This window comes from Pseudomonas sp. NFACC37-1 (assembly GCF_900101575.1).
Lineage (GTDB): Bacteria > Pseudomonadota > Gammaproteobacteria > Pseudomonadales > Pseudomonadaceae > Aquipseudomonas > Aquipseudomonas fluorescens_AA.
This window is the reverse complement of the sequence record NZ_FMUZ01000002.1, coordinates 129,969-152,882: the sequence shown is the minus strand read 5'-3', so window position 1 is coordinate 152,882 and position 22,914 is coordinate 129,969. Positions and strand designations below refer to the sequence as shown.

The following is a 22,914-nucleotide window of genomic DNA, read 5'->3' as shown; positions in this document are numbered from 1 at the left end:
ATTCGCCGAGCATCGCTCTGCCGCTGAACGAAGCGAACACCGTAACAGTCGGAGCAACAGGACCCTCGACAAAGAAACCTGGCCCATGCTCCTACGACCCACTGCCCTCGCGACCTTGTTCACCCTGGCTGCCGGCATGGCAACCGCTGCGCCGCAACCACTGCGCCTGGAAAGCCTGAAACGCTGTGGCGACCTGCTGCAAAGCCAGCATCAGGACTGGTGCCTGACAGCGCGCGGGTTGGGCGACGCAACGCCACAACTCAAGTTGGGCGCAAAGGCGCTACCCGCGGACACGGTCCAGCGTGAAGGGGAAACCCTGCGCTTGCGCCTGGACAGCGCCGATTACCAGAGTGGCCCGCTCTGGCTGCAAGACGGCCCCCGCACCAGCAATGCCGCCTGGCTGACCTTGCGCAACAGTCATGTGCTGGCCGCCGGGCCGGACGAAGTGGCGAAGAACATGGACGGCCTGACCACCTACGTCGACCTGGTCAGCGTGCTGATCGAGGAAGACCGTGATGGTCGTCAGGAAGCCGAGCGTCTGGCCCAGAAATACGGCGCGAAAGTGGTCGGTAGCATCGCGCCGCTGAACCTCTACCAACTTCGTCTGCCGGCCAAGGATCTGGTGCAGCGTGACGCCTTGGTGCTGCGTCTGGGCAGCGAGACCAGCGTGGATGCCGTGGTTACCGAGGAGTCCTCGGCCGAAGAAAGCGAGCAGGCCCCTGCCCAGCCTGAAGAGCCGAAGAAACCGGCCCTGGACTCTGACGAATGGGCCGCGAATCGCTTTCTCGACGCGGTGAATTATTACCAACGACGCATCCCCGGGCGACAGCCGCCCATCCAGCCGCAACCGGTGCGCATCGGCCTGATCGAGCGCGATGTGGATTTCGACACGACGGATTTCGCGGACTACCTCGGCGCTTGCTCGCCACCGCGCACCTGCGTCTACGCCCGCGATGCGGACAAACCGGACAACCACGGCACAACTGTCGCCGGCATCCTCGCCGCACGCTGGGACGACAGCGGCAACACCGGCTTTCTCCGTGGCCTGGACAAAGCCAGCGGGGGCTTCGAGGTCATCGTCGAACGTAATTCCGATGCCGGGATCACCGCCAACATCGCCGCCTCGGTCAACCTCGTGGAAGATGGCGTGCGGGTGCTCAATTGGAGTTGGGGCATCCATCGCGTCGGGGCCAAAGACATCAAAGGCGATGACGTCGACTCGCTGCTGCGCTCGGGCCTGGCCATGGGCGGCTACGAAGAACTGCTGGAAGAGTTCTTCCTCTGGCTGCGCAAGGAACATCCCGACGTGATAGTGGTGAACTCCGCCGGCAATGGCTCCTCGTTCTCGGGCAGTGATGAATACCGCCTGCCCTCCTCCTTCATCACCGAGCAATTGCTGGTGGTCGGCGGGCACCAGCGCAGCGAACGCAACGGCGTCGCCGTCGACGACCCGGCCTATGCGGTCAAGCGCAGCTCCTCGAACATCGACATGCGCGTCGACATCACCGCCGCCGCTTGCGCCCACGCCTCGACGACCAACGCCGGCCAGGACAGCGCGGTGCATTGCGGCACGTCCTACGCCACGCCCATGGTCGCGGGCCTGCTGGCGGCGATGCTGTCCATCAACCCGCAACTGCAACCCGAACAGTTGCGCATGCTGCTACGCCGCAGCGCCATGACCATCGGCGACAACCACGACTTCGAACAGATGGACGCCGAAGACCTCACCGCTCCCATCCTGCCGTCGGAGCGTCGCTATCAACTCAACGACAAGGATGTCGGCCGCTCGGCGCGGCTGGACATGCAAAAGGCCCTGGACCTGGCCGCGCAAAGCCGTGATCGTGTGCGCTGAACCGCTGGGTCAGGGGGTCAGTCGGTGGATGGATTGCACCGCGCTAGCCGGGGCTTGGCTTCGCGGGTCCGGCAGGCTTTGGAACACTCATCAACGCCCCCCGCCATCCACCGCCCATTGTTGCAGCGTGGACTTGAAGACAGGGTCGTTCAGATAAGCCACATTGAGTCTCGTCCATGGATTGATACGTGATTGCTCGGGCGAAAAAATGTGCCCGGGAGCGATCATGAAACCCTTCGGCAACAGCAGCCGGGTCAACTCCCTGGCATCGTCGAAGTTAGGAAACCTGGCCCATAAATACAGGCTCTGCTCAGGACGACAGAACACGTCGGCCCCCATCTCGTCCAGCATTTCCAACGCTGCGGCGGTAGCCGATTTGACCCGCTCTTGAAGCCGAATCAAGTGCCTCAGGAAATGCCCCTCCATTAACACCACGTCGACCGTTCGCTCGCATAGCTCGGAAGAACTGGTGTGCAGCAACATTTTCAGGTCGCCCAACTCATCGATAACCTCCTTGCTGCCAGCGATGAACCCCACTCTCAGGGCTGCGGAAACGGATTTCGAAAAGCTCCCCACGTACAGCGAACGCTTCAGTTGGTCCAATGCCGACACTCTGATGGCTGCGGCGGGCTTGAAATCAGCCAACGCGTCATCGTCCACCAAAATGAAATCATGCTCCTGTGCCAATTGAACCAGTCGATGCGCCTTACCCGGCGAAATGTCAGACCCTGTCGGGTTATGGCCAACGGACTGCAGGAAAAACAGTTTCGGTTTATGCAGGCGCAGGTGTGCTTCTAGCGCATCAAGATCCGGGCCATCGGGCAAACGCGGCACGGACAGCATTCGAGCCCCCTGCAATTGCAGCTTGCCAAACAAAGGGTAATAGCCTGGATCTTCGACAAGTACCGTGTCCCCCGACGCAAGGAAGCGTCGGATGATCAGGTCCAGCCCATGATTTGCACCGTGAGTCGTGACGATTTGCCGAGGATTCGCGCTAATGGCGTAAGACGCCAATTTTTGCACCAGATGCTGGCGCAAGCTGGCATTGCCCAGGCGATTTCCGTACCTGAACAGCGTGGTAACGCCCATCCGCATGATTTGCCGGGTGAACTTGTCCAGGCGCATGTCCATTAACCACTCTACGGGAGGGAATCCTTCCCCAAGAGGCGAATGCCCAGGCTCACGGACGAATTGCTGGCGCATTAGCCAGATGGTATCCATCGCCCTGGCATAGGGCGGCGGTTCCTCGGGTTCATAGTGACCGCTGGTGCCTTGTTTGACGAAAAACCCCTGCCCATGCCTGGCTTCGACCAAGCCTTGAGAGGCCAGCGCTTCATACGCCGTGATGACCGTATTTTTTGAATGTCCCAACAAACGCATGCATTCACGAAGTGACGGCAAACGGTCGCCCACGCGATAAGTGCCGTCATCAATCTGGGCTGCCAACGAAGCGGTGAGCTGCTGAGCCAAGGTCATTCTGCTCATGCCGAGAATCCCTCCAGTGCCAGCAACAAGGGTACAGCTTAGGTACTGTCTGTCCAAACTGTACCTTCTTTACAGGCACAGAGCGGAATAGTGTGGCGGCAACTTAAAACAACAACCGCGACAGGATTTCCAGATGAGCATCGACTCTCGCCTTCCCAATTTTCGCAGCCTGACGCCTGCCGAGCGCCTCAATCACCTTCAAGACCTGCTCAACCTCCCGGCCGCTGACGTGGCCCTGCTTAGCGACGAAGGTGCGCTCCCGCTCGAAATGGCTGATGGCATGATCGAGAACGTGATCGGCAAGTTCGAATTACCCTACGCCGTCGCCAGCAATTTCCAGATCAATGGCCGAGACGTCATTGTCCCACTGGTCGTGGAAGAGCCTTCCGTCGTTGCCGCGGCCTCTTTCATGGCCAAGCTTGCCCGTGACGCGGGTGGATTCCTGACGTCCAGTTCGCAACCGCTGATGCGCGCACAAGTCCAGATCGTAGACATTGAAGACCCTTTCAATGCCCGCCTCAGCCTCCTGCGTCGCAAAGACGACATCATTGAATTGGCAAACCGCAAGGATCAATTGCTCAATAAGCTAGGGGGCGGTTGCCGGGACCTCGAAGTCCACACCTTTGCCCAAAGCCCGAGAGGCCCGATGCTCGTGGCTCACTTGATCGTGGACGTGCGTGACGCGATGGGTGCCAATACCGTGAACACGATGGCAGAAGCCGTCGCCCCGTTGATGGAGGAAATCACCGGCGGGAAGGTACGCCTGCGCATTCTCTCGAACCTCGCCGACTTGCGCCTGGCCCGTGCCCAGATCCGTATTGCCCCAGCGTTGCTCACCACTGGTGCTTATAAAGGTGAGGACGTGATCGAAGGCATTCTCGACGCCTATAACTTTGCCGTCATCGACCCCTACCGTGCCGCGACCCACAACAAGGGCATCATGAACGGGATTGACCCGCTCATCGTCGCCACAGGTAACGACTGGCGCGCAGTGGAAGCGGGTGCTCACGCCTACGCCTGCCGCGATGGACACTACGGCTCGCTGACAACGTGGGAAAAAGACAGCAAAGGGAATCTGGTGGGCACTCTCGAAATGCCGATGCCTGTCGGACTGGTCGGTGGTGCCACGAAAACCCACCCACTGGCACAACTCTCCTTGCGCATTCTGGGGGTGAAAACCGCTCAGGAACTCGCCGAAATCGCGGTCGCCGTCGGCTTGGCACAAAACCTCGGAGCTTTGAGAGCCCTCTCTACGGAAGGCATCCAGCGTGGCCACATGGCGCTGCATGCACGAAATATTGCACTGTCAGCCGGCGCGAAAGGCGATGAAGTGACTTGGCTGGTCAAAGAGATGGTCGATGCACGGGACGTTCGCTCCGACAAAGCGGCGGAGCTTCTCAAGCAAAAGCGGGCTGAGTGATGAATAGCCATCTCGAACTGTCCGTTCGATTGGTGGAAGTCGGTGCCCGCGACGGCTTGCAAAACGAGAACCGGACGCTCGCCCCCGCCATACGAGTCGAGTTGCTGGAAAAACTCGCCAATGCGGGCCTGCGGACACTCGAAGCCGGTGCATTTGTCTCAGAACGATGGGTGCCGCACATGGCAGGATCAGGTGACGTCTTTAAAGCGTTGCCGGACCTGCCGGATGTCACCTGGACCGCGCTCGTCCCGAACGCTCGCGGACTGGAGGAAGCGCTGGCAGCAGGTTGCCGCGAGGTGGCGGTATTCGCCGCCGCTTCCGAGGCGTTCTCCCAAAAGAACATCAATTGCTCCATAGCCGAGAGCCTCGAGCGCTTTGAGGCAGTCATGGTACGCGCCCGGGATGCCGGCGTCAGGGTGCGAGGCTATGTCTCGTGCGTGATGGGTTGCCCGTTCACAGGTCACGTTAAACCTGAAACGGTGGCTGCCGTGAGTGCCGCTCTCTACGGGATGGGCTGCTACGAAATCAGCTTGGGCGACACCATTGGAACAGGAACGCCCGCGGCCACCAAAGCGTTGCTGGACGCCTGTACCCGTGTGGTTCCAGTGAACGCCTTGGCAGGTCATTTCCATGACACTTATGGAATGGCGATTGCCAACATCCATACCGCGCTGGGGATGGGCGTTCGTGTGTTCGACAGTTCCGTGGCCGGGCTGGGTGGTTGCCCCTACTCCCCTGGCGCGACCGGAAACGTGGCCACTGAAGATGTGCTTTATCTGCTGGATGGCCTGGGGATCAAACACGGCGTCGACCTGGATGCCGTCGTCGACGCCGGGGAGTTCATTGACGCTCATCTGGGTCGAGAAACGGCGTCCAGAGTTGCACGGGCGCTCTTGGCGAAACGACGACGAGAGGCCTGACTCCGCTACATTCCTTGATGTTCATAACAATAAAAGCTCGCAAGGGCAGTAGGAGAAATCCTTGAAATCCGATCTCTATGAACTATGGGGTGACACGGTAAACGGTCGTCACCTGATTTACGCCATTGCCATAGGCGCATCCGTCAGCCTGGGTGCTTTTTTCTTGGCCAAACACCTGCTCGTGGGGTGGGTAGACAATGTCCAAATGGCCAAGGCCTACGCCATGCTGGTGGGCATCGTCGGCTGCCTGGTGGGGGGAGCCATCAGCGCAAAGCTCTTCAAACCCAACCGCAATGTGGTAGAGCACCAGGCAGATCCCGCGTGGCGAGCAAAGGTTTTATCGGAATTGCAGGACGAGTTCGGAGACCTTGGAAGTCTGTCGGATCTACCCGCAGAAACACTCGCTGAACTGCGTGAGATGGATCTTTATGAGCTGTTTGCAGAGTACGAGACAAACCTCACCCGTCCCGCTAACGCTCAAAAAGACGCAACGGTAGCCCCGGTCGCTCCGATCCGGGCCAACGGTGGCCGGTCATGATGACACCCCTGTTGGAGCAGATTCTCATTGCGTTCGGGATGGGCATATTAGGTGCAGTGATCTTCGCCGGGATTGGCCTCATTTCGGGCAGCGATGAAACCACCACCCTCGCCCCACTCACATTGCTCGTGGTGCTGTTGGGTGTACCTGCGCCCGGTGTCCTGACGTTCTTTCTCGCAGGTGCAGTGGCCAAACACATGACTCACGCCGTGCCCACGGCATTACTCGGCATCCCCGGCGACACTCTGGCAACCCCCCTGATGCGCGAGGCCAACTTCCTGCGCAATCTGGGTGTACCGCACGTCGCCCTGCGCAAGATGATTTCAGGCGCGGTTATCGCGGCGCTGATCGCAGTCCCTACGGCGGTGCTTTTCGCCGTGATGCTTGCGCCTTTTGGCGACACGATCAAACGCGCCGCCCCATGGGTTTTCCTGCTCGCTGCGATCGCCATTGCATGGTTTTCCAAGGGGCGACTTGCGGCGGTGCTCGCGCTTGTCCCCTTCGTGATGGTCATCGTCGGCCTGCAAAGCATCACCGGACAATACGGGGTCAAGCTGAGCGTCAGCTATTTCCTCGGTATCGCCATTGGCCCGCTGATTGCCGCGCTATTTTCAATGCTCGCCCCCGCCGAACGGGAGATGATGAGACGCCAGCAGGTGCGCACCTTCTCGCTGTCTGCGGATGTGCAAAGCTGGGGCGGCTTTTTCCCCAATCCGCTCAAGGTGTTGGACAGCAAACAAAGCCTGTGGACTGCGATCACGGCCATTATCTCCAGTGCAACGTTCGTCTTCAGCCCCGTTGCGATGACCGTGATCATGGGCGAACTCGTCGGGTCACGGGTCAAGCATGTCTACCATCGGCTGACAACGGTGATCACGGCCCGTAACGGCGTCACTGAAGCGACATACATCGCTGAAGCCTTGATCCCGTTGATCGCGTTTGGCTTGCCGTTGAGTCCGGTCGCCGCAGGGCCGGCCGCACCGCTGTTCAACGCCCCGCCTCGCTTCAGCGTCGACACCGCCACCGGGCAGGTCAACAACCTCCATACCCTGCTCAGCACGTGGGAGTTTCTGGGTTATGGGATGCTGGCGGTGATCGTGGCGATCCTCATTGCCTATCCCTTCACGATGAATTACGCCCACCGGGCAGCGTCCTTCGTCTCACGCAAAATCAGTCACGAAGCGGTGATCTCGACGTTTGTCGGCCTGATTCTGGTGATCGGCATCTGGGAGGGCGGAGCACTCGGCTTACTGGTCATTGTCACCGTCGGCCTGCTGGGTGGTTTTCTATCGCGCTTCCTTGGCTTCAACATCGGCGTGCAATTCATGGGGTATTACACCGCTGTACTGACGGTGCCCGCCATCATCGCCCTATTGAACGTATGAGCCACTCCAACATAACAACAAGAAGGTCACCCACATGCGCAAAAAACTCTTGGCTTCCCTGTGCCTGGTCTTCAGCGCTGGCATCCTACAAGCCCACGCGGACGCTATCCCCACCCTGAACTACTCGGCGCAGGGCCAGCAACTCCAGGCCATTGGATCACCAGAAAAAGAGTTGCCGACGGTGACAGCCGATCTGTGGATGAAGGTGTCCGACGGTCCTCTGCAACTGGAAGGTCCATCGTTCGACAGGGCCGGCAATCTGCTGTTTGTCGAGGTGTTCGGGGGGCAGGTTCTAAAGGTCGATCCCGACAAGAAACTCAGTGTCGTTGTGCCGAAAAACGCGCTGGGAAGTGCGGGACTGGCTATTCATAAAGACGGCAGATTGTTTGTGGCAGGGCTGGGTAATTTCAAAAATACCGGCAACCTGACAGCCTACAAACCGGACGGCTCAGGAAAGCAAGTCATCATCCCGGCAAGCAAAAACCATCTGGTGGATGACCTCGTTTTCGACAGCACAGGGGGATTTTATTTCACCGATTTCAAGGGTACATCGACTCAGCCCACCGGCGGCGTCTATTACGTCCCAGCTGGCGGCAAGACAATCGTCTCGATCCTGCCCAATCTCGCGATCGCCAACGGCATTGCGCTCTCTCCCGACGGCAAGACCCTTTGGGTCACTGAGTTCGCGACGGGGCTGCTGCACCGAATCGAACTGAAAGATGCCAAGACAATCGCTCCCTTCGGGGAAGCCGTTGTTTACCGGTTTAGCGGCCCATCACCTGACTCAATGCGTGTCGATCAAGATGGCAATCTGTACGTGGCCCTGTACAGCCAAGGCCGCGTGCTGGTACTCAATCCTAACGGCTTGCCCATCGGCCAGATCTTGATTCCGGGGCGCGAAAAGGGCCACTTTCTTCGCTCGACGAGCATGGCGCTCAAGCCCGACACCAACGAGGTTTATCTCGTGAGCAATGACGGCAGCCTCGGCGAAGGCAGCGCTATTTTCAGAGCCAAAGGCTTTGCCAATGCTGCGAAACTGTACTCCCATCAATAGCGAAATCCCGGCGCATTCCATCATGGTAGCGGTGTCGATTCTTCGATACCGAAAACTTGAATACAGAGCGCCGCACCAATCGAAAAGGTACGTCCGTGGAGCACTGAACAATGGCGAAAGCAGCAGCCCGCCTTAGCGACAACACAGGCAACCACTGATCAGCGGCTGATCGGGGTCGTTTTCAAGAAATGTAACCATGACTTCCATACCCGTCCGCAGGGGCCCGACTTCACACCCCCAATCGGAGGGTCCCATCAGCCAACACCGACTCTTGTCATCAAATCTGTCGTCGCGGTCCCAAGGGAACTTGACCTTGATCCTTGCCAAGCACCCATCACTCTGGATCTCTTCGTCTTGCAAGGCGATGACAACAGCCGTCTGGTCGCTTGGCACACGAGGCTTCTTGTGGGCCAACGACGGACGATAGGACACATTCCATGGAAGAACGATAAAGCGGTTGCGGTAACCCTGATGGAAGTCACCTTCGGGCGCAGCGTTGCCACTGGCGACATCCTCATTCAACACCTGTGGTTGCCGACCTTCGTGGATGACCTGGGTCAGTAGCCATAGGGCGTTCCACTCCTGGCGTGGATGACCTGAGATTTCCAGCACATGGCCGCTGGCTAACCGAGTCTGGTCACTCTGCCCTTCGGCTTGACGATAAGCCGCATGGCGACGCTCCATAGTGCGAAGACGTCTCTGCTCGCCGTGCTCATGACCGGTGAAACGCTCCAGCCTGTCATCGTCTTCAATGTCCAGGTGTTGCTCGACATCATCGTTGCGGTGCGAGTCACGACGGGGGAGATGCCCCAGCCGCAGGTTGATGCGCTTGATCAGCGGCTCGTTGGTCACCGTATCGGGCGCTTGCCCATAAGCAGTGGGCTGTCCGATCCCGGGGAAAATCGCCTGGTCATCGCCAAACACCAGCACGTGGCCTTGAACGCTGTGCTGGAAGTGAAAGTGGATACCCTCCTCTTCGCACAAGCGCTGGATAAAGTGCAAATCCGTTTCGCCGTACTGGGTACAGTAATCACGCTCTGGGTAGGTCGCCCCCAGGCGAAACCGATAGGCATCCCCCAGAATGCCGTGCTCTTCCAGGATCAAGGCGACGATTCTCGGCACCGAGAACTGTTGATAGATCCTCTGGTTGATGCGGTGCCGCAAGTAGGACAGGTGCGGTACGAGGGCCAGGCTGTAATGTGTCAAACCCTGGTCATGACCGCTTTGTGCGATGTGGTAGACCCGTCCATGAATGCCGTTGCCCGTCGCGTCCAACGTCAGAAAAGCCTCTTTGTCGAAAAGGCTTGCAAGATCCAGGTCAGACCGTTCGCTAACACACTCCACGTTGAAGAGGTAAGGCCTGCTGATTCCCTCTTCTCCAGTGAATGCGAGCACTTGAACATCGTGTTCGAAACCGTTGATGGTCAAACTGAACTGCGTTTGATTGGCTGAGCTGAACATCCGCTGTTCTCTTTTTACATAAGGCGGCGCAATGGACCGGAAGACACCGGCCTGATGAGTTGACAAATACCAACCAGCCCAGCGCCCCTGTATATCGGCGTTTACGTCTTACTTTCCAGGTATCCAAATCAAAGCCGGATCACACACCACTCTTCACTTTGGTCCAGATCCGCGTGCGGATGCGCTCCAGCTTCAATGGCAGGGGTTCAAGTGGAATAAGTGTAGCGATCGTCTTTTTGTCTGGATAAATCCAGGGATTGTCTCGCAGCTTCTGCTCGACAAACTCGGCGGCATCCTTATTTGCGTTAGGGTACAGCGTATGGTTTGAGGTCTTGGCGATAATTTCTGGTCGCAACATATAATTGATGAACGCCATGCCTTCCTTGGGATGGGGCGCATCTTTTAGCAGAACCAGATTCTCCGACCAGGACAACGCGCCTTCGCGAGGAAGACTGTAGGTAATCTTGCGTCCCGTGTTGGCCTTCTCGTTGATGGCCTGTGCCGCCAGGGCACCATTGGCCCATCCCACCACGGCACAAATATTGCCGTCAGCCAGGTCGGCGTCGATTCTGGACGAGTCGAAATAAAGAACGTAGGGCCGGATTTTCAACAGCAGGGCTTGAGCTTTCTGGTAATCATCCGGGTTCTTGCTGTTGCTGGGGAGTCCAAGGTAATTCAAGGCAATCGAAATGATCTCGCTTGGCGAGTCAAGCATTGCCACGCCACACGACTGTAGCTTACTGATGTTTTCTTCTTTGAAGATCAGATCCCAGCTATTTACCGGAGCATTATCACCCAATGCCGCTCTGACTTTGTCAACGTCATAGCCAATGCCAGTAGTGCCCCACAAATAGGGTACCGCATAGCGGTTACCAGGATCATTGACCGCGAGTTGGGCCAGGATGTCAGGATCGATATGTGAAAAGTTACTCAGTTGATGACGATCCAAAGGCTGGAGAACGCCCGCCTGGATCAGGCTTGGCAACACATTGGAAGTCGCAACGACCACGTCATATCCGGTGCGCCCGGCCATGACCTTGCTCTGCATGATTTCGGCGCTGTCGAACGCATCCATATGCACGCTCGTGCCAGTTTCCTGCTCAAACTCCTTTGGCGTCTCCGGCGCAAGCAACCCGAACCAGTTATACAGATAGATCCCGGGCTCTACAGCCGCCACTGAAGTGCTTATCCCTGCACAGAGAAGCGAGGCCGAAAAAATGGTTCGCAAATGTGACTTTCTCATGCAACATCCTTGTCAAGACGATATGCCCTCATGGCCATCGTAACCCTGGCAGCGAATATACCGGGTGTTCCCGAATAGTAAATACCTACGAATACTTACCTTTGACCTGCGAATCCCTAACCCTAAAGGGGTAGAAAATGTCGTTTGACCTCCATAGCCTGGCTTGGCATCGATCGATTGGGAAACTGATCATGCAGCTGAATCGTCCAGATTTCTGGAGTTCACTGGTTCGCACATTAAATGAATATGTGCAGATCGATAATTGGGTTGTATTGATTTTCAGCAATCAACACGTGCAGGTCGTCAGCCTTCCTGAGGTAGCCGATGCGGAAGAAGTCGACGCATTCACTCATCGCTATGTGAAAGGTCTTTACTTGCTGGATCCGTTTTATATAGCTAATCGGGAAAACCCACAAAGTGGCTTCTTCCATCTGCTGGATATTGCACCGGAATACTTTCTTGAAACCGAGTATTACCATCAATATTTTGCCCAATACATCTCCATGGATGAGGCACAGTACAATGTCCAACTCGACCCCGACCGGACGTTATGCATGTCCATCGGCAGCAAAGTCCGTTTTAGCCAAGAGCAAATAACCATCCTTGATATTATCAAACCCTGGGTGACTGCCTTGATGCATCAGCGCATGGGCTTTGAAACTGATGTAGAAAAAACGCTGACTGAGCCGCCGCTGTGGCCAGAAACGGTCAATCAACTTGGCACACAAATTACCGCACGCGAAAGTGACGTACTCCGTTTATTACTCAGCGGTTTCTCCAATAAAGAAATAGCCGGAAAACTGTCCCTTTCGGCAGAGACCGTAAAGGTTCACCGCCGCAACATTTATGCAAAATTAAACATCAAGTCACAATCTGAACTCTTTGCGCGATTTTTCATGCCCAAACAGAATATTTCCGCTCCCCCATTGAAGGCGGGCCAGCACGCTGATTGACGCGGTCATGCGCCTGCAAGCATCAGGTCCAGATTCTGTACCGCCGCGCCAGCGGCGCCCTTCCCAAGGTTGTCAAACACCGCAGCCAGCAAAACCTGCCCGGTCTCATCGTTCTCGAACACCGACAAGCGCAAATCATCTGTCCCGTTAAGCGCTTGGGGATCAAGGGCCGTCAACTCTTTAGCCTCCTGCATCGACATCACGTGTACATGGCGCGCATCGGCGTAGTGCCGGGTCAGACACGCATGCAACTGCACCGCGCTCACGCCAGGCGCCAACAAGCGGGTTTGCACAGGTATGGTCAGCACGATCCCTTGCCGAAAAGCACCATAGGCCGGCACAAACATCGGCCGTTGCGTCAGACCGCTTTGCTGCTGAATCTCCGGAATATGCTTGTGTGCCAGCCCCAGCCCATAGACCTGAAACACCGGCGATACGCCCTCCCCCTCATATTCTTGTACGCCGGCCCGCCCTTTTCCGGAATAGCCCGACACGGCGTAAATATTCATCGGGTAGTCCGTGGGCAGTAGCCCAGCCTCCAGCAGTGGGCGTAGCAGCCCTATCGCTCCCGTGGGATAGCAACCAGGATTGCTGACCCGCCGCGCCGTGGCGATTCGTCCGGCCTGCTGCGAGTTCATCTGCGCGAAACCGTAGACCCAGTCTGGATGGGTACGGTGCGCCGAACTTGCATCGACCACCCGTACAGCGGAGTTTTTGATGCTCGCTACCGCGTCGCGCGCAGCCGCGTCGGGCAGGCAAAGAATTGCGATGTCGCAGTCGTTGATGGCTTCAGCGCGGCGTTGCGGATCCTTGCGATAGTCGGCGCTGAGGGTGAGCAGCCGCAGATCGCTTCGGTCGCGCAGGCGTTGATGGATTTGCAACCCGGTGGTGCCTTGGTCGCCATCGATGAATACAAGGGAACTTGCCATGGCATGCTCTCGAACATTGAAAATCAGGAGTTCCAATCTTCAGCGAGGCGCTAAGATAGGAAAAGTTGAATTTATTAACGCTGAAATTCAGTTTTTCTGAACAAGGGTTCACTATGCGGGAAATCAGCCTGGACCGGCTGCGTACGTTGGTGGCGATTGCCGACCTGGGATCGTTTGCCGAAGCCGCGCGTGTGCTGCACCTTGCGCCCCCCACTGTCAGCCTGCATATCGCCGACCTGGAGTCGCGGGTGGGGGGCAAGCTCTTGTCGCGCACACGTGGGCGCGTTCAGCCTTCAGCGATAGGAAATACCCTGGTGGAGCGCGCGCGGCGCCTGTTGGCGGATGCGGAGCAGGCGCTCGAGGACGTGGAGCGTCAGGTACAGGGCTTGGCCGGACGTGTGCGGCTTGGCGCCTCCACCGGAGCCATCGCACAATTGCTGCCGAACGCTTTGGACACGTTGAGCCAACGCCACCCCGCGATCGATGTGCAGGTCGCGGTGCTCACCTCCCAGGAAACCTTGAAGAAGCTTGCCGAGGGCTCCTTGGAGATCGGTCTGGTCGCGCTGCCGCAGTCGCCGGTGAAGGGCCTGCGGATCGAGCCGTGGCGACGGGACCCGGTCATGGCCTTCTTGCCGGCTCGCTGGGAATGCCCGGATACCGTGACACCCGGTTGGCTGTCCGCCCAGCCGTTGATTTTGAATGACACCACCACTCGCCTTTCGCGCTTGACGTCGGAGTGGTTCGCCAGTGACGGCCGACAGCCTGTGCCGCGCATCCAACTGAACTACAACGATGCGATCAAAAGCCTGGTGGCGGCGGGATATGGTGCAACGTTGTTGCCCCATGAGGCCTCCACGCCATTGCCCGATACCCGGATCGTCATGCGGCCATTAAAGCCCTTGTTGTGGCGTCAACTGGGTATCGCCCACCGCAGTCTGGACATCGAGCGGCCTACGCAACATGTACTGGATGTGTTGTGGGAGTTGAGTGCGCAGTGATGCCCCCCCCCAAATGCTTCGAACTTTGCCGTCGCCAAAGAGACTACCTGAGAGTGCCAATACCACCGGTGGTCGTGGTGCCACATAACCCTCAAAGCAGCCTTTAGTGACAGAATCCCCAATCGATCGTTTCGGAGACCCCCATGCTTCGCGTATTTGAACAAAGGCTCGACCCCTTCCCACCCGACGAGGTACCGCCACCGCCCGAAGGCCTGGCTCGGTTTCTCTGGGCCTGCACACGGGGCGCCCGCGGTTATATCCTCGCGTTTGCGCTGCTCAGCGCTGGTGTGTCGATCTATGAAGCCTGGCTGTTTTCCTTCCTCGGCCAGGTCGTAGACCTGCTCTCGACCTGGCAGGCCGGCGGTGAGGCGGCGGCGCAGGAAAGTCGCGTGCTGTGGGGCATGGGCCTCGTCATGCTGGCCAGCATCGGGCTGGTAGCGTTGCGTACCATGGTGCAGCACCAGGTATTGGCGATCAATCTGCCGTTGCGGCTGCGTTGGGACTTTCACCGCCTGATGCTGCGGCAAAGCCTGTCGTTTTTTTCCGACGAGTTCTCTGGCCGGGTCACCACCAAGGTGATGCAGACTGCGCTGGCCGTGCGTGACGTGCTGTTCACCCTGATCGAGATCGCCCCCGGAATCGGCGTGTATTTCATCGCGATCATCGCATTGGCCGGTGGCTTCGCCCTGAAGCTGATGCTGCCTTTCGTGGCCTGGATCGTGCTGTTCGGCCTGGTCATGCTCTACTTCGTGCCCCGCCTGGGGAAAGTCGGACAGGAACAGGCCAATGCGCGCTCTTCGATGACCGGACGTATCTCGGACGCCTACACCAACATCACGACCGTGAAGCTGTTCTCCCACTCCAATCGTGAAGCGCACTTCGCGCGCGCGGCCATGGAGGACTTCAAACAGACCGGCTTTCGCCAGATGCGCCTGGTCAGCCAATTCGAGATCGTCAACCAGGCGCTGGTGGTGGGCTTGATCATGGCGGCAGGCGGTTATGCCCTCTGGCTGTGGCACCAGGGCGACGTCGGCGCCGGTGCCGTGGCGGCGATCACCGCCATGGCTTTGCGTATCAACGGCATGTCGCACTGGATCATGTGGCAAATGACCTCGTTGTTCGAGAGCATCGGCACTGTGCAGGATGGCATGGCCACCCTTACCCGAGGCCCCAAGGTGCAGGATGCGCCGGACGCGGGAGTGCTGGTGACCTCCGACGGAGCGGTCACCTTCGACAATGTGAGCTTCAACTACAACGGCGAACGCCAGGTGCTCAATGGCTTGAGCCTGAACATCCGCCCGGGCGAGAAAATCGGCCTGGTGGGCCGCTCCGGCGCGGGCAAATCCACGCTCATCAACTTGCTGTTGCGCTTCTATGATGTCGACAGCGGGCAGATCCGCATTGACGGGCAAGACATAGCGCACGTGACACAAGACAGCCTGCGCAGCGCCATCGGCATGGTCACCCAGGATACGTCCCTGCTGCACCGCTCCATTCGCGACAACATCGCCTATGGCCGCCCCGATGCGAGCGACGCACAAATCCGCCGTGCCGCGGCCAATGCCCAGGCCGATGAGTTCATCAGCCAACTGAACGACCGCCAGGGCCACACCGGCTACGACACCTTGGTCGGCGAGCGCGGCATCAAGCTGTCGGGCGGCCAGCGCCAGCGCATCGCGATTGCCCGAGTAATGCTCAAGAACGCCCCGATCCTGCTCCTCGACGAGGCGACCAGCGCGCTGGATTCGGAAGTCGAAGTGGCCATCCAGGAAAGCCTCGATGAAATGATGCAGGGCAAAACCGTCATCGCCATCGCCCATCGGCTGTCCACGATTGCGGCGATGGATCGACTGATTGTCATGGATGATGGACGCATCATCGAACAGGGCACCCACAGCGAATTGCTCGCCAAGAACGGCATCTATGCGCGGCTGTGGCACCATCAGAGTGGCGGGTTCCTGGGGGAGGACCGGTGGGTGGGCGAGGCGATGGATCAGGTATGAGCGTGGATGGCCCGGGGGGGGGGCAACGCGACCTACCTTTTCTCAACCAATCGCAGTGACTGTGCCCCCTCCAGCGATAGGTGAATCACCGCAGCCCTGCTCGGGAAGTTCGGCGCGTCGTCATCGGTATTCTCCATCACGGGAATGTCGATCAGGGTCTGCTCACCCGTCGGGTCGCTGACCAGCCTGGCATCCAGTTTGTCGATGGCACGCCAGCTGTCGCCCCCGATGCGCATCACGTCCAACAGGCTGTAGTGCGGCACACCTTCTTCGTTTTCTTCGGGCGTAAAGGCCGCCAGGTATTGGCTGTAGTTGTTGCCCATACCAAAACCCTCGATGGTGAAAACCGCGAGGGTGACCTGGCTGTCCTCGCCAGTGTCCAGCGTCTGCACCAGCGTCGCTTCCGGGTAGCCGGTGGCATAGCTGTCCTTGATGAGCGCCACCAAGTGCCCGATCTGTGCCTCCAGGGCTTTCGGAACGGGTTTCGATTCAGCGGCGTGAGTCAGGGTGCAGGTGAAAAACAAGGCAGCGGTCAGCAGGCGCAATTTCATGAAAGTGAATGTCCAGGGGCGTCGGGAGGTCTGCGCGCAATGGTAGCGGTTGGCAAGGGATTTGGTAGCCCAGTGTCGATAGGTTTTGTGGCGGGGTGCACAACCTTGCTCGCCAAAGCGGTGGGTCAGTATGTACTGCCCCCATCGCGAGCAAGCTCGCTCCCACAGTGGATTTGTGGTGCTGCACGGTACTTGAAACCTATGCAGGCCCCTTGTGGGAGCGGGCTTGCTCGCGAAAGCGGTGGGTCAGTTCGCAATCGATGTTGGATGCTTCAAGTCATCGATCAACACCTCGACATCCTCCAACCCCAGTATTGTCCACTGCCAGCAAGATGCCGCGCGGCTTGCAGCGCAGCGATGGCCGGCAAGTCGCAGAGTTCGTACAACAAGGAACCGGGCACTTCGGTGTAGATCATTTTGGTGTTGGCCTGCAACCGTCCGGGCAGGTCGCTCAGGGGCACGGGAACTGATACGACCCGTGCCCCCGTCGCAGGATCTTGTCCGGCGTCAGGCCACTGAGCGAATGCGCTCGACCAGGCGAGCCTGGAGTTTTTCCAGCTCCTCGGGATCAGCCTTGCCCCGGCCATGCACACCCGGCTCCTCACCTTCCCAGCGAGGAATGATGTGCATGTGAATGTGAAAGACCGTCTGCCCGGCCACAGCGCCATTGAACTGCGCAACCTGGACCCCGTCCGGCTGCAACTCGTCCACGATGATGCGCGTCAGGCGCTGTACGGCAGACATCATCGCGCCCAGGACAGCGGGCTCGACTTCGAGGATGTTGCGCGCTTGGGAGGCTTTGGGGATGACCAGGACATGGCCGCGCGATTGAGGAAAGATATCCAGGAAGGCCAGCACATCGGCGTCTTCGTAAATCTTGTAGCACGGCGCATCGCCGCGAAGGATCAGCGCAAAGATGTTCTGCGAATCGTAATGACCGTGGAGACTCATGTTCACTCCTTGAATGGGTGTGGAGAGGTGGGTTGCCGGTAAGAGATTTAGCACAGTCCGGCGGCAACGTCTCGTAAAGGCCTGCTTGAACGCCAGGGCTGGGCTTGCTGGGGAGGGTGTCGTATCCGTTGGTATCGGTGCTGGAGCCGGACTGCTATCGCGAGCAAGCTCGCTCCCACAGGGGATTTGTGGGGGGCACTCAATCACGGTTCGCCGGCCATTGTGGGAGCGAGCTTGCTCGCGATGGCGGTGGGTCAGTGGGCGTCAGGGCTGGTTGCCGGGTCACTTTCGCCGGCCTCCTTCAGCGTAACGGCAATTTTCCGCTGCAATTCACTTTCCGAAAACGGCTTGTGCAGAACCGACCGCGCGGCGTACTCGGCCGGCAGCCCGCTGGCGCCGTATCCGGTGCTGAACAGAAAGGGGATTTGGCGCTCGCGAAGAATGTCGGCCACGGGAAAGACATATTCGCCGGCCAGGTTGACGTCCAGGATCGCCAGGTCCACCTGCACCGAGCGGGCGATTTCACACGCAGCAGCGAGCCGGGCGACCGAGGCCACCACTTCGCATCCGAATTCTTCCAGCATTTCCTCGATCAATAGGGCGATCGCGCCTTCGTCTTCGACGACCAGCACCCGGGTCCCAGCCAATGGGCTCATGCCCCGTCCGCTCCAATCGGGAACGAAAAGCGACAGCAAACGCCCTGTGGGGCATAGGTGAGGTCAAACGTGCCACCCAGGTCGCGCTCGATACAGCGCTTCATCAGGCGCGAACCCAGTCCTTCCCGCTCCGGCGGGGATACCAGCGGCCCTCCACGCTCCTGCCAGTCGAGGGTCAGCCATGTTCCGTCCGCTTGGGTCTGCAGCTGCCAGGTGACGGCAAGCGTCCCCGTCTCCACCGACATGGCCCCGTACTTGAGCGCGTTGATCGCCAATTCATTGAGGGTCATCGTCAGGTTCAGCGCCACGCGGGTGCCGATGTCCACACAAGCGCCCTCGATCACGACACGGCCTGGCTCATGCCCAAAGACCGGCAGCAGCACTTCATGGGCCAGGGTATCGAGTGGCGTCTGCCCCCAATGGCGCTTGGTCAACAGATCGTGTGCACGGGACAACGCCAACAGCCTGGCCTCGAAACGCCTGTAGCCGTCCTTCGCATCCTCGGCATTGCGCGCGGTCTGGGCCGCCAGCGATTGCACCGTGGCCAGGGTGTTCTTGACCCGGTGATTGAGCTCATCGATCAGCGTTTTCTGGCGGTTCTCCGCCTGTTTTCGTTCGGAAATATCGACCAGCATGTTGATGGCGCCCACCAGGTTTCCATCGGCGTCATGCAAAGGTGTGGGGAACGGCGTGAACGGTACATGGCTGCCATCCGGCCGCTCTGCGATGGCCTCGACGCCGCGTATCGGCCGGTTTTCCTTCAGCGCCATCGCCATCGGGCATTGATCGTGGGGAAGCGCGGTTCCGTCCGTATTGAACAACTTCCAGGTCACACACCACATGTCGCCCAACTGCGGGGTGCGCCCCGACAGTTCCACAGCGGCGCGATTGAAGAACGTGATGCGACCTTCGGCATCGGTGGTATACACCGCGGCAGGCAATGCCTCGAGCAGATTGCGCATGTGCCGTTCGCTTTCGCGGACCTGGTTTTCCATCCGCCGTGCCAGCGTGACGTCCTGCAGCACCCGCACGCCATAACGGAACGTACCGTTGGCGTCCCTCACCGACGAGCTGTGAATGTCGAGGTAGACCACCTCGCCATCGGGCTTCAGGGCGCGCTTGCGCAGCACGTAGTTATCCAGCTCACCGGCCACCTGGCGGGTGTACAACCCCGCATCCTGGGCGATGCAGTCCGGGTGGGTGTAGTCCAGGAACGTCATCGACAGGAGTTCCTCCCGCGACCGGCCGAGCATGTTGCACAGGGCATCGTTCACCCGGAGCAAGCGACCGTCGATATCGGCCTCGGAAATCCCGATGGTCACCGCCTCGTAGGTCGCCGAAAGCCGGTCATCGCTGTCCTGGCGCGCCGCCTCGGCCGCATGGACGCAGCTCCTGTCAATCGTGAAGCAACGGGTGTTGAAAAGCTTTCCGTCCTCGAAGCGCCCGTTCGAAGTGATGGTGACATGCTTGATCGAGCCGTCTTTCGCCCTCAGGCGCGCCGGATAACTCTCCAGGCAGTCGCCACTGCCCAGCTTGGTGAGGATATCGTCGATAACCGGTTCATCGACATGAAACTCGGTGATGTGCCGACCGATGTATTCCTCTGCCGGATAGCCCAGCAGCGCCAGCTCCGCCTTGTTGGCGCGCAGGATGATGCCCTCGCCACTGACGATATGCAGGCCCACGGCGCTGTTTTCGAAAAAGTCTTCCAGGTCGGCACTCTTGCGCCGAAGCTCCTCGGCCATGGCATGGTGCGCCGACACATCCTGGAAGCAGTTGATCACCCCTTGAATGTCGCCCCACCGATCCCTGAGGACACGGATGTTCATCAGCGCCACGAACCGCGAGCCATCCGGGCGTTGAACGATCACTTCCTGGTTGCGTGGCGCAATGCCTGTATTGAGCGCCGAGGCCGTCGGGAAGTGTTCGAATGCCAGCGGCGTGCCATCGGCCTGGAACAATCGATAGGCGCCGCAAAAGCGGTCGCCGTGCTCTCCGAGTGCTGGCGCCCGTCCCCACAGCTCGGCCGCCTCGCTGTTGTACCGCACGAGCCAGCCCCGGTGATCGCAGAGGTACACCGCACCGGGAATCGCATCAAGCGCGCTCGTCCCCATTGCGATCAAGCTTTCGTATTCGCTCGGCGCAGGTGTTTGCGTGGGCAGCTCTTCAATGTTCGACATCTGTCATCCTCAAACCGCCTGGCTGAAACCTTTCGCAGGGGCATCAATGGAGTCTAGATCCCTATTCATCGGGCGAGTTCAGGAAAACTCGACGTCACAGCCTCGCGCCTCAAAACTTGAAGAGCGCCTGGGGTGCCTGGACCATTAACGCATGCATCTGCGACGCCGAACATTCCAACGCGCGTAACTGCGCCATGACCGTCTCGAAGCCGACATGTTTTTCATGCTGAGTGTGCGGCCAATCGCTGCCCCACACCAGGCGTTCGGAGCCAAAACTGCGTTCCAGCAACGTCAACGAGGCGCGGGCGAATTCAAGGTTGCGCGGGGCCGTTGCGCCCAATCGATAGATGCCGGAAACCTTCATCCACACCTGCCCGCCCTGCCCCAGCGCCATCAATTGGGCAAAGCCTGGTTGATCCAGCCCCGAACACGCATCCGGGCGGCCGAAATGATCGACCACCAACTTGATGCCCCATGGCAACAGCTGAGCCATCAACCCCGGCAAGTCCACCAGGTTGGCGTGCAACTCCACATGCCAATCCAGTTCCGCGATGTGGCCCAACAAGCCGTGCCAGGCGGCGTCACGAAAATCAGGCAAGGCTTTGCCCATCAGGTTCAAGCGCACACCGACCACCCCCAACCGGGCCATGTCGTCCAACGCGGCGCGGCTGATGTCTCGCTCCACCACCACGACCCCGCGCAACTGCTCCGGCGCTTGCCGTAGTGCGGCCAGCAGGTAGCGGTTATCGGTGCCGAGAAAGCTCGGCTGCACCAACACGCCATGGCTCAAGCCATGGGCGTGCAAGTGGCCCAGGTATTGAGCGAGCGTGGCGTCATAGTCGGGTGTGTAGCGCCGGACAGCGGCCAGTTCCAGCTCACGACTGAACACGTGGGCGTGGCAGTCAATGCCGGTCATCGGTTTGGTACAGGTATCAACCATGGGTCTCATCTATCGACAATAAGGGAAATCAGGCCCGGGCGCTCTGGCTGTCACGCTCAACCACAGGCGCCGATGCCGCAGTGGCTTCCAGGCTACGGCCGCGGGTTTCCGGCAGGCACAGCGCCGCGATCACCGCCACGCCGTAGGCGATCCCGGCGTCGATGCCAATGGCCGAGCCCAAGGACATGGAGTCGCTCATGTGGCCGACCAGAAACGGGAACATCGCCGAGAGCACCCGGCCAAAGTTGTAGCAGAACCCCACGCCGGCGCCGCGCACATCCGCCGGGTACAACTCGTTGAAAAACGCCCCGAGGCTCGCCGGAATACCGGCCGCGAAGAAGCCGAGCGGGAACCCCAGGAACAGCATCTGGGTGTTGGTCAACGGCAGGAACACATAACACTGCACGGTGACCACGCAGCACAGCGCGAACAACACGATGTTTTTCCGACGGCCAATGCGATCGATCAACAGGCCACTGACTACGCAGCCGCACCAGAAGGCGAAGATGATCACCGCCAGGTAGCCGCCGGAGTTGAGCACCGACAGGTTGCGCTCGGTCTTGAGGAAGGTCGGCAGCCAAGTCATCACGGCGTGGTAACCACCGTGTGCCCCGAGCCCCAGCAACCCGCCAAACAAGGTCACGCGGATCAACTCGGGGCGAAAGATACCGGCCAGGGATTTGAAGAAACTTTGCGGGATGACGTTGTCTTTTTTCAGGCGCTGGAAACTGTCGGGCTCTTCAACGTTGCGCCGCACCCAGATGATCAGGAACGACGGCAGCAGGCCCACGACGAACATCACCCGCCAGGCCATGTCCTGCGGCACGAGGGAATAGATCAAGGTAAAGACGCCGACCGCCAGCCCCCAACCCACCGCCCAGGCGCTTTGCACCGTGCCCATGACCTTGCCGCGGTACTTTGGATTGATGGTCTCGGCCATCAATACCGCGCCGGCGGCCCATTCCCCGCCAATTCCGAAGCCTTGCAGCGCCTTGACGATCAACAGCTGGTGGAAGCCAGTGACGAACGCCGACAGGAAGGTGAAGAACGAAAACCACAAGATCATCCATTGCAGCGTGCGCACCCGACCGTAGCGATCCGACAGCGTCCCGCCGACCCAGCCGCCAATGGCCGAAGTGACCAGGGTCACGCCGCTGACCAACCCGGCATCGCCCTTGGTCAGGGCGAACGCGGCGATCAATGCCGGTATCGCCAGGCCGAACATCTGTACTTCCAAGGCGTCGAGCGACCATCCGCCGAAACAGGCCCAAAACGTTTTGCGCTCCCGCGCAGTGACTTGGCGATACCAACTGAACATGATTCTTATCCTTGTAAGTGGAACGAAAGGCAGCCGAGAGCGAACCGCGCCGCTACAGGGCCAGTCATGACAAACAA

Annotated in this window: 19 protein-coding genes and 1 pseudogene; 9 read left to right on the top strand and 11 right to left on the bottom strand. The window is 59.3% G+C overall.

The genetic code is table 11. The annotated features are described in order from the left end of the window. The first annotated feature begins 85 nt into the window (after positions 1 to 85). Positions 86 to 1,852: a S8/S53 family peptidase gene (locus BLP82_RS03040; protein WP_092165253.1), complete on the top strand. Its 1,767-nt coding sequence runs from the start codon at positions 86 to 88 to the stop codon at positions 1,850 to 1,852. A gap of 90 nt (positions 1,853 to 1,942) precedes the next feature. Here the strand turns inward: BLP82_RS03040 and BLP82_RS03035 are convergent, their stop codons facing one another. After that, positions 1,943 to 3,337 (bottom strand): aminotransferase-like domain-containing protein, encoded by a 1,395-nt coding sequence (locus BLP82_RS03035; protein WP_092165251.1) that lies wholly within the window; start codon positions 3,335 to 3,337, stop codon positions 1,943 to 1,945. A gap of 133 nt (positions 3,338 to 3,470) precedes the next feature. Here BLP82_RS03035 and BLP82_RS03030 point away from each other — a divergent pair, with 133 nt between their 5' ends. From BLP82_RS03030 to BLP82_RS03010, 5 genes are all read left to right on the top strand, one after another. Further along, positions 3,471 to 4,757, top strand: coding sequence for a hydroxymethylglutaryl-CoA reductase, degradative (locus BLP82_RS03030; protein ID WP_092165249.1), 1,287 nt, complete (start codon positions 3,471 to 3,473; stop codon positions 4,755 to 4,757). Next, on the top strand, positions 4,757 to 5,677 hold the full coding sequence (locus BLP82_RS03025) for a hydroxymethylglutaryl-CoA lyase (RefSeq protein ID WP_092165236.1): 921 nt from the start codon (positions 4,757 to 4,759) through the stop codon (positions 5,675 to 5,677). The genes BLP82_RS03030 and BLP82_RS03025 overlap by 1 nt, the downstream gene beginning before the upstream one ends. A 61-nt stretch (positions 5,678 to 5,738) precedes the next feature. Next, positions 5,739 to 6,215 (top strand): hypothetical protein, encoded by a 477-nt coding sequence (locus BLP82_RS03020; RefSeq protein WP_256574041.1) that lies wholly within the window; start codon positions 5,739 to 5,741, stop codon positions 6,213 to 6,215. Continuing rightward, the gene (locus BLP82_RS03015; protein ID WP_218189407.1) at positions 6,212 to 7,600 is read left to right on the top strand and encodes a tripartite tricarboxylate transporter permease; all 1,389 of its coding nucleotides are present in this window, start codon (positions 6,212 to 6,214) and stop codon (positions 7,598 to 7,600) included. The genes BLP82_RS03020 and BLP82_RS03015 overlap by 4 nt, the downstream gene beginning before the upstream one ends. 34 nt (positions 7,601 to 7,634) lie before the next feature. Next, positions 7,635 to 8,654 carry an SMP-30/gluconolactonase/LRE family protein gene (locus BLP82_RS03010; protein ID WP_092165234.1) on the top strand — a complete coding sequence of 340 codons (1,020 nt, stop codon included), beginning with the start codon at positions 7,635 to 7,637 and terminating at the stop codon, positions 8,652 to 8,654. Between the two features lie 132 nt (positions 8,655 to 8,786). Here the strand turns inward: BLP82_RS03010 and tssI are convergent, their stop codons facing one another. Together tssI and BLP82_RS03000 are read right to left on the bottom strand one after the other, a co-directional pair. Beyond that, positions 8,787 to 10,115, bottom strand: coding sequence for a type VI secretion system tip protein TssI/VgrG (gene tssI, locus BLP82_RS03005; protein WP_092165232.1), 1,329 nt, complete (start codon positions 10,113 to 10,115; stop codon positions 8,787 to 8,789). Between the two features lie 139 nt (positions 10,116 to 10,254). Continuing rightward, positions 10,255 to 11,358 carry a polyamine ABC transporter substrate-binding protein gene (locus tag BLP82_RS03000; protein WP_060741900.1) on the bottom strand — a complete coding sequence of 368 codons (1,104 nt, stop codon included), beginning with the start codon at positions 11,356 to 11,358 and terminating at the stop codon, positions 10,255 to 10,257. Positions 11,359 to 11,495: 137 nt separating this feature from the next. Between BLP82_RS03000 and BLP82_RS02995 the strand changes: the two genes are divergently transcribed. Then, complete coding sequence (locus BLP82_RS02995; RefSeq protein ID WP_092165230.1) at positions 11,496 to 12,311, top strand: response regulator transcription factor; 816 nt, start codon at positions 11,496 to 11,498, stop codon at positions 12,309 to 12,311. Between the two features lie 5 nt (positions 12,312 to 12,316). Here BLP82_RS02995 and argC read toward each other — a convergent pair whose 3' ends face one another. After that, positions 12,317 to 13,240, bottom strand: a complete 924-nt coding sequence (argC, locus tag BLP82_RS02990; protein WP_092165228.1) for an N-acetyl-gamma-glutamyl-phosphate reductase — start codon at positions 13,238 to 13,240, stop codon at positions 12,317 to 12,319. 113 nt (positions 13,241 to 13,353) lie between these two features. Here argC and BLP82_RS02985 point away from each other — a divergent pair, with 113 nt between their 5' ends. Continuing rightward, positions 13,354 to 14,238: a LysR family transcriptional regulator gene (locus tag BLP82_RS02985; RefSeq protein WP_060741897.1), complete on the top strand. Its 885-nt coding sequence runs from the start codon at positions 13,354 to 13,356 to the stop codon at positions 14,236 to 14,238. A gap of 143 nt (positions 14,239 to 14,381) precedes the next feature. Further along, positions 14,382 to 16,241: an ABC transporter ATP-binding protein gene (locus BLP82_RS02980; protein ID WP_092165226.1), complete on the top strand. Its 1,860-nt coding sequence runs from the start codon at positions 14,382 to 14,384 to the stop codon at positions 16,239 to 16,241. Positions 16,242 to 16,273: 32 nt separating this feature from the next. Here BLP82_RS02980 and BLP82_RS02975 read toward each other — a convergent pair whose 3' ends face one another. The 7 genes and pseudogenes from BLP82_RS02975 to BLP82_RS02950 form a co-directional block, all read right to left on the bottom strand. Further along, positions 16,274 to 16,792 carry a hypothetical protein gene (locus BLP82_RS02975; protein ID WP_092165224.1) on the bottom strand — a complete coding sequence of 173 codons (519 nt, stop codon included), beginning with the start codon at positions 16,790 to 16,792 and terminating at the stop codon, positions 16,274 to 16,276. A gap of 298 nt (positions 16,793 to 17,090) precedes the next feature. Then, positions 17,091 to 17,244: pseudogene (locus tag BLP82_RS31495) on the bottom strand (PLP-dependent transferase); the annotation flags it as partial. Between the two features lie 55 nt (positions 17,245 to 17,299). Continuing rightward, positions 17,300 to 17,743 carry an HIT family protein gene (locus tag BLP82_RS02970; protein ID WP_092165222.1) on the bottom strand — a complete coding sequence of 148 codons (444 nt, stop codon included), beginning with the start codon at positions 17,741 to 17,743 and terminating at the stop codon, positions 17,300 to 17,302. A gap of 254 nt (positions 17,744 to 17,997) precedes the next feature. Next, positions 17,998 to 18,399 carry a response regulator gene (locus BLP82_RS02965; protein WP_092165220.1) on the bottom strand — a complete coding sequence of 134 codons (402 nt, stop codon included), beginning with the start codon at positions 18,397 to 18,399 and terminating at the stop codon, positions 17,998 to 18,000. Then, entirely contained in the window at positions 18,396 to 20,579 is a 2,184-nt protein-coding gene (locus BLP82_RS02960) for a PAS domain-containing sensor histidine kinase (RefSeq protein WP_092165219.1), read from the bottom strand. Before BLP82_RS02960 ends, BLP82_RS02965 begins: the two co-directional genes overlap by 4 nt. 109 nt (positions 20,580 to 20,688) lie before the next feature. Next, positions 20,689 to 21,519 (bottom strand): amidohydrolase family protein, encoded by an 831-nt coding sequence (locus tag BLP82_RS02955; RefSeq protein WP_092165217.1) that lies wholly within the window; start codon positions 21,517 to 21,519, stop codon positions 20,689 to 20,691. A gap of 28 nt (positions 21,520 to 21,547) precedes the next feature. After that, a complete protein-coding gene (locus BLP82_RS02950) occupies positions 21,548 to 22,837 on the bottom strand; it encodes an MFS transporter (protein ID WP_092165215.1) in 1,290 nt (429 codons plus the stop codon). Positions 22,838 to 22,914 lie beyond the last annotated feature (77 nt).

Coding starts and splice junctions, on each gene's coding strand:
- BLP82_RS03040 (WP_092165253.1), top strand. CDS start 86: ATGCTCCTACGACCCACTGCCCTCGCGACCTTGTTCACCCTGGCTGCC.
- BLP82_RS03035 (WP_092165251.1), bottom strand. CDS start 3,337: ATGAGCAGAATGACCTTGGCTCAGCAGCTCACCGCTTCGTTGGCAGCC.
- BLP82_RS03030 (WP_092165249.1), top strand. CDS start 3,471: ATGAGCATCGACTCTCGCCTTCCCAATTTTCGCAGCCTGACGCCTGCC.
- BLP82_RS03025 (WP_092165236.1), top strand. CDS start 4,757: ATGAATAGCCATCTCGAACTGTCCGTTCGATTGGTGGAAGTCGGTGCC.
- BLP82_RS03015 (WP_218189407.1), top strand. CDS start 6,212: ATGATGACACCCCTGTTGGAGCAGATTCTCATTGCGTTCGGGATGGGC.
- BLP82_RS03010 (WP_092165234.1), top strand. CDS start 7,635: ATGCGCAAAAAACTCTTGGCTTCCCTGTGCCTGGTCTTCAGCGCTGGC.
- tssI (WP_092165232.1), bottom strand. CDS start 10,115: ATGTTCAGCTCAGCCAATCAAACGCAGTTCAGTTTGACCATCAACGGT.
- BLP82_RS03000 (WP_060741900.1), bottom strand. CDS start 11,358: ATGAGAAAGTCACATTTGCGAACCATTTTTTCGGCCTCGCTTCTCTGT.
- BLP82_RS02995 (WP_092165230.1), top strand. CDS start 11,496: ATGTCGTTTGACCTCCATAGCCTGGCTTGGCATCGATCGATTGGGAAA.
- argC (WP_092165228.1), bottom strand. CDS start 13,240: ATGGCAAGTTCCCTTGTATTCATCGATGGCGACCAAGGCACCACCGGG.
- BLP82_RS02985 (WP_060741897.1), top strand. CDS start 13,354: ATGCGGGAAATCAGCCTGGACCGGCTGCGTACGTTGGTGGCGATTGCC.
- BLP82_RS02980 (WP_092165226.1), top strand. CDS start 14,382: ATGCTTCGCGTATTTGAACAAAGGCTCGACCCCTTCCCACCCGACGAG.
- BLP82_RS02975 (WP_092165224.1), bottom strand. CDS start 16,792: ATGAAATTGCGCCTGCTGACCGCTGCCTTGTTTTTCACCTGCACCCTG.
- BLP82_RS02970 (WP_092165222.1), bottom strand. CDS start 17,743: ATGAGTCTCCACGGTCATTACGATTCGCAGAACATCTTTGCGCTGATC.
- BLP82_RS02965 (WP_092165220.1), bottom strand. CDS start 18,399: ATGAGCCCATTGGCTGGGACCCGGGTGCTGGTCGTCGAAGACGAAGGC.
- BLP82_RS02960 (WP_092165219.1), bottom strand. CDS start 20,579: ATGTCGAACATTGAAGAGCTGCCCACGCAAACACCTGCGCCGAGCGAA.
- BLP82_RS02955 (WP_092165217.1), bottom strand. CDS start 21,519: ATGGTTGATACCTGTACCAAACCGATGACCGGCATTGACTGCCACGCC.
- BLP82_RS02950 (WP_092165215.1), bottom strand. CDS start 22,837: ATGTTCAGTTGGTATCGCCAAGTCACTGCGCGGGAGCGCAAAACGTTT.